Raw genomic sequence first — 12,757 nt, 5'->3', positions numbered from 1 at the left:
CGTGCGTCAAACCGTCTCTCGGACGCTCGTGACAGAGCGTCCTTTTGAAGAACGATTCACGGGACCCGGTAATTAGCCGCTGACCGGCATCACCGTGACCCGCACCTCCGGATCATGCGTGCCGCCGCCCAGAATCACGCCACGCAACGGTGAGACATCGGAGAAATCGCGCCCCCAGGCCAGGCTGATGTGCTCCAGCGCAGGCTGCACGTTGTTGGTGGGGTCGAAGTCGACCCAGCCCGAGGCCGGACAGAATACCGAGACCCAGGCGTGCGAGGCATCGGCACCGATCAGCCGCGGCTGCCCCGGTGGCGGCTGGGTGAGCAGATAGCCGCTCACATAGCGCGCCGCCAGGCCACGGGAACGCAGACACGCCAGCATCAAATGGGCGAAGTCCTGACACACGCCGCGCCGCCGCTCCAGCACTTCCATCAGCGGCGTGGCGACCTGAGTGGCTTCTTCATCGAAGGTGAATTCCTCGAAAATCTTTTCCATCAAGGCCTGTACGCACAGCAACAACGGGCGGCCCGGCGGGAAACAGACCTGCGAGAACTCGACGAACGAGCGCTTCAGGTGAACGTAGGGGGATTCGAAGCGATAGCGGCAGGCCTCCAGAATGTCCTCGGTCATCGGCTTGGCGCTGTACGTCAGCGCACTGCGGGTCACTTCCCATTCCGGCGACAGATTGAAATCCAGAAACGGCTTCTCCATGACCTCGATACGCAACCGCGCATTGACCTGCAACTCATCGTGCGGACGCTCGAAGGCCAGACGGGTCAGCGGGTTGCCGAACACATCCAGCTCATCACGACGCGTGGTGGGCTCCGGAAGAATCTCCAGCGCCTGCTCGGTGCAACGCTGCCAGGGACTGGTGCGCGGCCACAGGTGCGCCAGTTGCTGGGCCAGCGAGACCGGGCTGTCGTACTTGTAATGCGTGTCATGGAAAATCTGGTAGAAAGCGCTCATCAGACAGACACCGTGCGTTGGCTGACATCATCGACGTGGGCAAAGTGGCGCAACGCCAGGCGATCGGATGCCTGTCCACTGCAATCACCGATGCTCTGCAGCAGGTCCGCCAGCCCGTCGAGCACGGCGTCGATACTGCTCTGGCCAAACAAGGGATTCTCCAGGCTGCCCAGGTCGAACGCGGCAAGACGCTGGGCCAGCACCGCCAGGCTGCTGTCGCGCGGCGCATCGAACTCGTCGTTCAAGCGGCGCAACGAGCGCTGCACCAGTTTAAGCTGGAACAGCACCGCATGCGGGTTCTGCTCGTCCAGCAGCAACAGGTCCAGCACCGGAATCAGATGCGGCACCGCCATGTAGCGCGAGCGATAGGTGATGCTGCTGTTGCCCAGCTCCAGCAACCACTCCAGCCCGGCCCGCTCGAAAACCACCAGCCCGCGCAAAAACGCCGAGAGACTGGTGCTGAGAAACTTCAGGCGCTCGATCCGTCGCCCGATCATCAGGAAGCTCCAGCCCTCGTCGCGGGTCATGTCATCCATGGCGAAGCCGGACAGGGCCGCCAGCGACATCACCAGACGGTTGAGAAAATCCAGCAGTTCGCCGAAATCCGGCTCTTCGCTTTCCAGGCTCAGGGCCTCGCGCTGCAACTCGACCAGCGCCTGCCAGTTTTCCTTGGATAACTTGCCCCGCACTTGCGAAGCGGCCCATTGCAGACGCTGCAAATTGGCCCGAAGGCTGAACGGCCACTCGTCGCCCAGCAGCGCGACAAGCAGGCGATCCCTAAGCTCTTCGCCCTCCTGCGCCTCGGGCAGCATGCCCAGGCTCTCGGCCAGCGCAACGGCGGCTTGCAGCGCGAGAGGGTCATCATCGTCGACGTAGCGCGTCAGCATGATGCGCAGCAGGCGCGCACTGTCGTCACAGCGCTCGCAGTAACGGCCGAACCAGAACAGGTTTTCCACCACCCGTGACGGCAGATAAGGATCGCGACGGATCAGGTCGTAGACACCCAGCTTACGCTGGCCTTTCCACGGCTCGCCGAGGTGCGAGCGCTCGCCCAGCACCCAGGTGTCCTTGCTCGCCCCGCCACGCTGCATCGAAACCACGTCGGCGTCGGCTTCAGCGGCCACTCGGGTCAGGCCGCCCGGCAGCACGCGATAGCCGTCGAGGCTGGCCACGGCATACACACGCATGCCGATGGCGCGCGGCTGCAAACCGGTGCCATCGGCCTGCAGCACCGGAGCATGGGACAACTGCGCCAGCTCCTGCGCGACGTAGGCATAGGGCCGCGACTGCATGCGCTGGGCAAGTGCGAGGCGTTGCTCCTCATTCAGATCACGGCCGAACACCGGCGCGAAGTGCTGCGAGGGGAACGCCGGTTTGATCAACAGATCCGGCAGTTTTTCCAGCGCCTGAGCCAGCACCGGCGGCTCTCCGCACCACCAGGTCGCCACCGAGGGCAGGATCAGATCCTCGCCGAACAGGTACTGGCTGATTTTCGGCAAAAAGCCCAATAGCCCGGGCGACTCCAGCACACCACTGCCCAACGCGTTAGCGACCAGTACATTGCCCTGACGCACCGCCTCAAGCAGCCCCGGCACACCCAGCGCAGAATCGGTACGCAATTCCAGGGGATCGCAGAAGTCATCGTCCAGCCGGCGCATGATGGCGTGAACCCGACGCAAGCCGCTGAGGGTCTTCAGGTAGACCGTGGCATCGCGCACCGTCAGATCGCCCCCCTCGACCAGCGGATAGCCCAGTTGCCGCGCCAGGTACAAGTGTTCGAAGTAGCTTTCGTTGAAACGGCCCGGCGTCAGCAGAACGATCAGGGGGGCTTCGTTGCTGGTCGGCGCCTGACGGGCCAGGGTCTGCTGCAGCGCATCGAAGAAACCCGACAGGTGCCGGACTTGCAGGTCGCGGTAGGTTTCCGGCAAGGCGCGCGCGACGCTCTGGCGGTTTTCCAGCGCATAACCGGCACCCGAAGGCGCCTGGGTACGGTCGGCAGTCACCCACCAGCGCCCGTCCGGGGTACGCGCCAGATCAACGGCGTACATGTGCAGGAACGTGCCTTCCGGAGGCTTCACACCCTGACAGGGCCAGAGAAAGTTGTTGTGGCCAAACACCAGTTCGGCGGGCAACAGGCCATTGGCGATCAGCGTCTGCGGGCCGTAAAGGTCGGCGAGCACTGCGTTGAGCAGCCGCGCACGCTGGGCAATCCCTGCCGCCACGTGCTGCCATTCATCCGCGGCAATGATGTGCGGCAACAGGTCCAGCTCCCACGGGCGATCCGCGCCCTTGGGGTCGGCATAGACGTTGTAGGTGACACCGTTTTCCTGAATCTGCCGGGTCAGCAGGGCCTGACGCTGGATCAGTTGCGCTGCACTGCTGCGCCGCATGTGCTCGTACAGACGACGCCAGTGCGGGCGAACGGCTCCGTAGGCGTCGAGCATTTCGTGGTAGGTACCCTCGGACAGCGGGTAGTGGTCAAGCAGGTCGGGCATGGAAGGCTCGGCAGGCAACGTAAGGACTTCAGATTAGTGCAGTCAGATGTCACGTCCGTGTGCATCTGACGCACAGAGCCACTGTTTTTTTAATGCAGACGCATATCCAGCGTCATCGGCAGCTCGTCGTTAATGTTGAGCGACGGAACGTCCAGTTTGCCCGGGGTATGGCCGATGCGGAAGAAACGTGACAGGCGACGGCTTTCCGCTTCGTTGGCGTTGACCGGCAAGGTTTCGTAATTACGGCCGCCCGGATGGGCGACATGATACTCGCAGCCACCCAGCGAGCGGTGCATCCAGGTGTCGAGCAGATCGAAAACCAGTGGCGCATGCACGCCGATGGTCGGTTGCAGGCAGTTGGCCGGCTGCCAGGCGCGATAACGCACACCGGCAACGAACTCGCCGGCCCGCCCGGTCGGCTGCAGAGGCACTGCCACACCGTTACAGGTCAGCACGTAGCGCTGCGGCGGCAGCCCGCTGATATGCACTTGCAGACGCTCCAGCGATGAATCGACGTAGCGCACCGCGCCGCCGGCCGAGCCCTCTTCACCCAGGACATGCCAGGGCTCCAGCGCCTGACGCAGTTCCAGCTCGATACCGTTGACGGCGTAATCGCCCACTTTCGGGAAGCGGAATTCCAGGTGCGCAGAGAACCAGTCGGCCTGCACCGGGTAGCCTGCCGCGTTGAGGTCGGCAACCACATCGGCAAAATCCTGCTCGATGAAGTGCGGCAGCATGAAGCGGTCATGCAGTTGCGTGCCCCAGCGCGCCAGTTTCGCGGGGGCGTAGGGTTCACGCCAGAAGCGCGCCACCAGGGCGCGCAGCAACAACTGCTGCGCCAGGCTCATGCGTGCATGCGGCGGCATCTCGAAGGCGCGCAGCTCGAGCAGCCCCAGGCGTCCGGTTGCGCCATCGGGCGAGTAAAGCTTGTCGATGCAGAACTCGGCACGGTGGGTATTGCCGGTGACGTCGATCAGCAGGTTACGCAGCAGACGGTCCACCACCCACGGCGCAACTTTCTCGCCTGGCGCCGGCATCTGCGCAAAAGCGATTTCCATCTCGTAGAGCGAGTCGTTGCGCGCCTCGTCGATGCGCGGTGCCTGGGACGTCGGGCCGATGAACAGGCCGGAAAACAGGTACGACAGCGAAGGATGGTTGTGCCAGTAGCTGATCAGGCTGCGCAGCATGTCCGGACGCCTTAGAAACGGCGAGTCCGCCGGCGTCGCGCCGCCCAGGACGAAATGGTTGCCCCCGCCGGTGCCGGTGTGACGGCCATCGATCATGAACTTCTCGGTGGTCAGACGCGTGAGGCGCGCCTGTTCATAGAGAAACTCGGTGCGCTCGACCAGCTCGTCCCAGCTCGCCGAAGGCTGCACGTTAACCTCGATCACGCCAGGGTCTGGCGTGATCCGGAAATTGCACAGCCGCGGATCGCTTGGCGGCTCGTAGCCTTCCAGCAGGATCGGGCACTGCAGTTCTTCTGCCGTCGCTTCGATCACGGCCACCAGCTCAAGGTATTCCTCAAGCTTTTGCAGCGGCGGCATGAACAGGTACAGCCGCCCTTCGCGCGCTTCGGCACACAACGCCGTGCGGGTCAGCCAGTCGGCCGACTCGTCGATCTTCGGCGCGCGCTCGGCGTCCGTGTCTGTGGACTTGAGCGCCGAGGTCAACGAGTCGCTGTCGGCCAGCTCGGGGAAGTCCTGGTTATGGTCGGTCGGGTGAATGAACGGGTATTCCGCCGCCTTGACCCAAGGCTGCGACGCCAGCGGCAATCGATAGCCCAGCGCAGAATCGCCCGGCACCAGACGGCAATGCTCGTCACGCAGGTACCAGCGGCCACTCTGCCAGCTGCCACCGTCCGCGTTGCGGGCCAGCGGCAGGACCTGACCGATCATCTTGTCCAGCCCCTGGGCAAAGACCTTGCGCAGGCGCGCACGCTCCAGCTCATCGCCCAGCCGCGAGTCTTCGGCCGTGACGTTGACCGGCAACGCGCCTTCGCGCCACAAGTAGTAGAAATTGTCTTCGTAAGCCGGGAACACGAAGCGGGCCGGCAGCGTCAGACGCTCGGCAACGCTGGCCAGAAAACGCCCCGCCAGTTCGCCGGTAGCGCCGTAGTCGCGGGTTTCATCGGCGATCAGTGCATTATTGCGCCACACCGGCTGGCCGTCCTTGCGCCAGAAGCAGTTCAGCGACCAGCGCGGCAACTGCTCACCCGGATACCATTTTCCCTGCCCGAAATGCACGATGCCCAGCGGCGCGTAATGCCCGCGCATGCGCTGGAACAGCTCGGCGGACAGCTCACGCTTGCGCGGCCCCAGCGCGGCGGTGTTCCATTCGGCGCCATCGCGATCGTCGATGGACACGAAGGTCGGCTCGCCGCCCATGGTCAGGCGCACATCGTCGCGCAGCAGATCGGCGTCGATCTGTCGGCCCAGGGCCTGGATGTCCTGCCATTGCGCTTCGGTGTAAGGCTTGGTGACGCGCGGCGCCTCCCAGATACGCTCGACCGACATTTCATGGCTGAATTCGGTTTCGCAGGGCTCGACCAGACCGCTGATCGGTGCTGCAGAGGACGGTTCAGGGCTGCATGCGAGGGGAATGTGCCCTTCACCAGCGAACAGGCCGGAAGTGGCATCCAGCCCGACCCAGCCCGCACCCGGCAGATAGACCTCGCACCAGGCGTGCAGGTCGGTGAAATCGACATCCGTACCCGACGGCCCATCGAGCGCCTCGACATCGGCCTTGAGCTGAATGAGGTAGCCCGACACGAAGCGCGCCGCCATGCCCAGATGACGCAGCAACTGCACCAGCAGCCAGGCCGAGTCACGGCACGAGCCCGAGGCGTTTTCCAGGGTGAATTCCGGAGTCTGAACGCCCGGTTCCATGCGGATCAGGTAAGCCACGTCCTGACTCAGGCGCTGATTGAGGCCGACCAGAAAGTCGATGGCCGGAATCGGCTCGCGACTGATGCTGTCCAGGTACGCCTGAAATCTCGGGGTCAGCGGCAGTTTTTCAAGGTACGGCGCCAGCTCGCGCTGCTCTTCGCTGGCGTAGGTGAACGGGATGTTCTCGGCGTAGGGCTCGAGGAAGAAGTCGAACGGATTGAACACCGCCATCTCGGCGACCAGATCGACTTCGACGCGGAATTCATCGGTCTTTTCCGGGAAGACCAGACGCGCCAGGTAATTACCTTGAGGGTCCTGCTGCCAGTTGATGAAATGGTTTTCAGGCAGGACTTTCAGCGAATACGACAGCACGCGTGTGCGGCTATGGGCGGCCGGGCGCAGGCGAACGATCTGCGGACCCAGTTCGACCGCGCGGTCGTAGCGATAATGCGTGACATGGTGCAAGGCAATATGAATCGACACGGCGTGCCTCCTGCGAGCCTGAACGGTAATTGAGCCGCGCAAGACTTATGCCATCCGGTCAAAGTCGTGCGCCAACGAGATTGGAACTCCCCGCCTGAACGGGCGCAGCACCAAAATCGTGCCGGCCGAAGCCAGCGGTGCAAGGGTTGCACGCTAATAAGGCAGACAGTGTGGCAGAGGGAATGAGTGGGGGGTGAAGAATTGTGAGCGGCGTGGGTATGTGGCGTTGATGGATAGAGCGGCACGGCGGGAGTGGTGTGACGCGGAGCGTCACGAACGGCATTCCCACGCTGGAGCGTGAGGAACGATGATCTCGACTATCGTGCGACGCTCCGCGTCGACATGCCGTTCTGGACGCTCTGCGTCCGCCTTACTGCCGGTCCCCGGCAGATCGCGAACAAGTTCGCTCCCACGCCCTCCGGGCAGAAGCCCGCTATTCAGCGGCCTTCAGAACCTATGTATGGACACGCAGTTCCGGACGCTCTGCGTCTGCCCTGATACCCCAAGTTAGCGTGGCACCACCGGCTTGCGCTTGGGCGGTTTGGTGCCTTTGCCTTTGGCTGCATCCATGCGCTCCTTGGCGGCCTGCTTGTTGCGCGCCATGGCGGCAGCCTTGGCCTCTTCGCGCTTGTCCCACGGCTTGCTGCCATCGCTTCCGCGCGGCGGCAGGCCGGTGTGCTGGGTCTGGATCAGCGTGGTCTTGGCGTTTTTCGCAACCTTGTGACTGCCCGCCGGCGTCGAGTTCTTGCGGCGCGCACTCTGATAGCTGTCGGTAGCCGGCTGATGCAACGGGATCAGTTGATCCTTGCCCGGCCCGATCAGGTCGGCACGGCCCATGCGTTCCAGTGCCTCACGCAGCATCGGCCAGCCTTTCGGGTCGTGATAGCGCAGGAAAGCCTTGTGCAGACGACGTTGCGCTTCGCTCTTCACGATGGTGACGGCATCGCTCTTGTAGGTGACCTTGCGCAGCGGGTTCTTGCCCGAGTGGTACATGGCCGTGGCCGTGGCCATCGGCGACGGGTAGAACGCCTGCACCTGGTCCGCACGGAAACCATTGCCCTTGAGCCACAAAGCCAGGTTCATCATGTCTTCATCGGTGGTACCCGGGTGGGCGGCGATGAAGTAAGGAATCAGGTACTGCTCCTTGCCGGCTTCCTTGGTGTACTTCTCGAACATGCGCTTGAACTTGTCATAGCTGCCAATGCCCGGCTTCATCATCTGGTTGAGCGGACCTTCCTCGGTGTGTTCCGGGGCGATCTTCAGGTAACCACCGACGTGGTGCGTGACCAGTTCCTTGACGTACTCCGGCGACTCGACCGCGAGGTCGTAGCGCAGGCCAGAGGCGATCAGGATCTTTTTCACGCCCGGCAAGGCGCGCGCGCTGCGATACAGCTGGATCAGCGACGAGTGATCGGTATTCAGGTTCGGGCAGATACCCGGGAATACGCAGGACGGCTTGCGGCAGGCCGACTCGATCTCCGGGCTTTTGCAGGCGATGCGATACATGTTCGCGGTCGGCCCGCCCAGGTCGGAAATGACCCCGGTAAAGCCCGGCACCTTGTCGCGGATCTCTTCGATTTCGCGAATGATCGACTCTTCGGAGCGGTTCTGAATGATCCGTCCTTCGTGCTCGGTGATCGAGCAGAAGGTGCAGCCGCCGAAGCAGCCACGCATGATGTTCACCGAGAAACGAATCATGTCGTAGGCAGGGATCTTTTCCTTGCCGTACGCAGGGTGCGGGACGCGCGCGTAAGGCATGCCAAACACGTAGTCCATTTCTTCAGTGGTCATCGGAATGGGCGGCGGGTTGAACCAGACGTCAACGTCGCCATGCTTCTGAACCAGCGCGCGAGCGTTGCCCGGGTTGGTTTCAAGGTGCAGCACGCGGTTGGCGTGGGCATACAGCACAGCGTCGTTACGGACCTTTTCCACTGAAGGCAGGCGGATGACCGTCTTGTCGCGGGTCATGCGCGGGCTGGCAAGAATCTGCACCACCTTGGCTTCGTTGGGGTCCTCGACGTTGCCCTTTTCCTGCTCGATGGCGCAGGCCTGAGTGTCCTGGGTGTTGACGTACGGGTTGATGATCTTGTCGACCTTGCCCGGACGGTCGATACGCGTGGAATCGACCTCATACCAGCCCTGCGGCGTGTCACGACGAATGAACGCCGTACCGCGCACGTCGGTGATGTCTTCGATCTTGTGGCCGTAGGACAGGCGCTGGGCGACTTCGACAATCGCACGTTCGGCATTGCCGTACAGCAGGATGTCGGCACAGGCGTCGATCAGGATCGAGTTGCGAACCTTGTCCTGCCAGTAGTCATAGTGCGCGATGCGGCGCAGCGAAGCTTCGATGCCACCCAGCACGATAGGCACGTGCTTGTAGGCTTCCTTGCAGCGCTGGCTGTACACCAGACTTGCGCGGTCCGGACGTTTGCCGGCCATGCCGCCCGGGGTATAGGCGTCATCGGAGCGAATTTTCTTGTCCGCGGTATAGCGGTTGATCATCGAGTCCATGTTGCCGGCAGCGACACCGAAAAACAGATTCGGCTCGCCGAGCTTCATGAAGTCGTCTTTGGACTGCCAGTCGGGCTGCGCGATGATCCCGACCCGAAAGCCCTGGGATTCGAGCAGACGACCGATGATCGCCATGCCGAAAGACGGGTGATCCACGTACGCATCACCGGTAACGATGATGATGTCGCAGGAATCCCAGCCAAGCAGATCCATTTCTTCCCGGCTCATGGGCAGGAAAGGTGCTGGTCCGAAACATTCGGCCCAGTACTTGGGATAGTCAAATAACGGCTTGGCTGATTGCATGTTCAGGACCTACGTTTGCACGTTGGAAAAATCGCGGGCGCGGAATATAGCACATTTTTTGATCAAGTCCGACGGCAATGGTCGGAATAGCAAGATCATTCGCCTGGCGCGCCTCACTGCTATTTATCACAGTACCGCGACTTATCGAGTCGGAATACCCTGATTCCGCGCTCTGATGGAAATCTACGACCATGCCTGATTCCCTGCACCGACATACACCCACGCTTATGGTGACTGATAGCCGGGGGCTGCCAATCCGCAGTGTGAGTTATTACCGCGGCACACCGGGTGATAGTTCGCAGGCGCGCCCGGAACGCCAGCAGTATGATGCAGCGGCAAGACCCGTCGCCAGATGGGACGCCAGGCTATTCAGGCAATTGACCACCGAGCCATTCACTCGCCCGAACCTGAGCACGGTATTCAGCCTCACCGGCGCGCCCCTGGCGGTAAACAGTGTCGACGCAGGCTGCCGGGTTTCCCTTTATGGCGAGGCGGGTCAGTTGCTGGAACACCATGACGCACGCGGTACCCACTGGACAACCCGCTACGACGAACTGCTGCGCCCCTTGGCGATCAACGAAAAGCCCAGGGGCCAGCCCTGCCGAACATCAGAACGTTTCTCATATGCCGATAGTTCAGAGCTGGCCGCTGCCAACAATGTCTGCGGCCACCTGATTCAGACTTACGACGGATCGGGTAGCGATCTTATCGATGCCTGTGGCGTATCAGGGCAGATTCTCCAGCAGACCCGACGCTTTCTGCAGAAGAACGATCTACCGAACTGGCCTGAAGACGCTCTGCATCAGGATGAGCTGCTGGAGCCCGGCCCTGGTTTCTCAAGCAAAGCACGCTTCAACGCTATGGGCGAGGTACTTGACCAAACCGATGCATCAGGCAATCGTCATACGTCGACCTATGACGTGTCGGGCCAGTTGAAGGCTACCCGCCTGAGGGTGATGAACGGGAGCGATCAGGTACTGCTGCATGGATTGATGTACGACGCGCATGGCCGTATCGAGTCGCAAACAGCCGGTAACGGAGTCATCAGTTGCGCAAGCTTTGATCCTGCTGATGGTCGCATGGGTGAGCTAATCACCTACCGTCCGGGAGTCAAGCAACTGCAGCACCTGCTGTACGACTACGACCCAGTGGGAAATGTAACCAGGATTCGGGACGAGGCACAGCCCGCACGCCACTGTTCAGGCCAGCGCATTGATGCCGTCAATGAATACGAATATGACAGCCTTTACCAGTTAATCAGGGCCAGCGGTCGCGAAACCGCCCTGGCGGGGATTCGCCCTGAATTACCGGAGCTCGCCCGGCTACCAGTGGATGAAAGTCAGCTACTCAATTACACCCAACGTTATTCCTACGACGATGCGGGCAATCTCTTAAAGCTCATTCACAAGGGTGCGCAAGCGTACACACGTCACATGATCGTCGATACCAAAAGCAACCGGGCCTTGCCCTGGAGCGAGGGTAACGCGCCACCAGACTTCGATAAACAATTCGACGCCAATGGCAATCAGCAAGCGCTGGTTGCGGGACGAGCGCTGCACTGGGACTCGGGAAACCGCCTGATCAAGGTGGATGCCGTTACTCGTTCCGAGCAACCAGAAGACGGCGAACACTACGCTTACGACGCTAGCGGCCAGCGCATGCGTAAAACAGCGAAGGCCATGACCCGGACATTCCAGCACCAATGCGACGTGCGCTATTTGCCAGGCCTGGAAATCCGTACAAACAGTGCAACCGGCGAGCGACTGGAAGTCATCACAGTGTACGCCGGACGGACTAACGTGCGCTGCCTGCACTGGCTAGAGGGCAAACCGGATGCGATAGACAACAATCAGCTCCGCTACAGCATCGGTGACCACCTGGGCTCAAGCACACTTGAGCTGGATGCCCAGGCAAAGCTGATCAGCCATGAAGGGTATTACCCGTTCGGAGGGACCGCATGGTGGGCTGCGCGCTCGGCTGTTGAAGCGTCCTATAAAGTCATCCGCTACTCTGGCAAGGAGCGGGACAGCACGGGTCTTTATTACTACGGCGTGAGGTATTACGCGCCTTGGCTGATGCGCTGGATGAGTGCAGACCCGCTAGGCGATGTAGAGGGGCTGAACCTTTACCGAATGACCAGAAACAACCCCGTCAGCAGAGTCGACCCAGAGGGTGGCCAGAGCATTGATTTTGACGGCATGACGCTCATTTCCATAGGCATTACTATTGGGGTAGTCGCTATGGGACTGACCACCTGGGCACTTCTAGCCTACACCTCGTGGACCCGGAAAAACGCCAGACTAAAGGACTATAGGGCTTTTTCTGATAGTGCGGCCAGTGAGTTTGGGCTTGACAGCAATGAGATTAAAGAACTTCACGGCTTCATGAGCAGCGTCAACGCGAGACCCAGGGATATATTTTTTCGGCACGACGACCCGACTGGATCGGTACATGCGTATTACCTCCCCAAATCAGTCCAGCAAGACTTTTTCAAAAAACACAGCAAATCGCCTGAATTCTTAAGCCAGTCAACGAAACTCATCCACATGGAGCTTAGGGCCGCAGAGTATCCTGACCTGTCCCGCCGCGCGAGCAATGTGAGCAATGTGAGCAATGTGAGCACCTTAAGCAACGTGAGCAACCGGACATCTATTACTGAGACATCAGAACCCACCGTATCTCCTGAAGATAAAAAGCGTTATCGCGACTCTGCAGGAACAAGTACATCCACGCCTGAAGCCCCCAGTCTTAATGCCCCAGTAAAAAAGAAGCGAGCGACAACATTCGCCAAGGTTGCTATCGGCGACTTTTTTAACTCCACAGTGTTCGAGGATGCTAAAAACACATTTGGAGAGGATGAAGTGACATCAGCCGTCACCAAGGCGATCGACAGTTTCAATGAGCGAGGTTTTAACGGCGCCTCAGCACACAAGTTAAGGACAGGAGAAATCTCTCTGGACCTTCTCGGGTTAGGCGGCGCCACAGGCAGAGGCAGAATGCGGTTGCTACTGGCAAAAAACAAAAAAACAGGGCGATTGTATCCAACCCGAATCACGGATACGCACCGATAGATGCTGCCACCGTCTCAGCACGAGCCATGATGAAACGGCA

6 protein-coding genes are annotated in these 12,757 nt (G+C 61.0%); 1 reads left to right on the top strand and 5 read right to left on the bottom strand.

Annotation, left to right across the window (positions count from 1 at the left end; translation table 11 throughout):
• Positions 1 to 72: 72 nt before the first annotated feature.
• From QRN50_RS13225 to QRN50_RS13205, 5 genes are all read right to left on the bottom strand, one after another.
• Entirely contained in the window at positions 73 to 966 is an 894-nt protein-coding gene (locus QRN50_RS13225) for a transglutaminase family protein (protein ID WP_096126984.1), read from the bottom strand.
• Positions 966 to 3,461 (bottom strand): circularly permuted type 2 ATP-grasp protein, encoded by a 2,496-nt coding sequence (locus tag QRN50_RS13220; protein WP_096126983.1) that lies wholly within the window; start codon positions 3,459 to 3,461, stop codon positions 966 to 968. Before QRN50_RS13220 ends, QRN50_RS13225 begins: the two co-directional genes overlap by 1 nt.
• Positions 3,462 to 3,550: 89 nt before the next feature.
• Positions 3,551 to 6,829 (bottom strand): transglutaminase family protein, encoded by a 3,279-nt coding sequence (locus QRN50_RS13215; protein WP_096126982.1) that lies wholly within the window; start codon positions 6,827 to 6,829, stop codon positions 3,551 to 3,553.
• Positions 6,830 to 7,336: 507 nt separating this feature from the next.
• The gene (locus QRN50_RS13210) at positions 7,337 to 9,646 is read right to left on the bottom strand and encodes a YgiQ family radical SAM protein (protein WP_011266500.1); all 2,310 of its coding nucleotides are present in this window, start codon (positions 9,644 to 9,646) and stop codon (positions 7,337 to 7,339) included.
• Positions 9,621 to 9,839 carry a hypothetical protein gene (locus tag QRN50_RS13205; RefSeq protein ID WP_129398343.1) on the bottom strand — a complete coding sequence of 73 codons (219 nt, stop codon included), beginning with the start codon at positions 9,837 to 9,839 and terminating at the stop codon, positions 9,621 to 9,623. Before QRN50_RS13205 ends, QRN50_RS13210 begins: the two co-directional genes overlap by 26 nt.
• Between QRN50_RS13205 and QRN50_RS13200 the strand changes: the two genes are divergently transcribed.
• Positions 9,838 to 12,717 (top strand): RHS repeat-associated core domain-containing protein, encoded by a 2,880-nt coding sequence (locus tag QRN50_RS13200; RefSeq protein WP_096126981.1) that lies wholly within the window; start codon positions 9,838 to 9,840, stop codon positions 12,715 to 12,717. The two genes, QRN50_RS13205 and QRN50_RS13200, sit on opposite strands and share 2 nt — an antisense overlap.
• Positions 12,718 to 12,757 lie beyond the last annotated feature (40 nt).

It is taken from the genome of Pseudomonas sp. MEJ108 (genome assembly GCF_030208985.1).
GTDB classification, from domain to species: domain Bacteria; phylum Pseudomonadota; class Gammaproteobacteria; order Pseudomonadales; family Pseudomonadaceae; genus Aquipseudomonas; species Aquipseudomonas fragariae.
The sequence above is the reverse complement of the archived record's forward strand: the minus strand, read 5'-3'. Positions and strand labels throughout refer to the sequence as shown.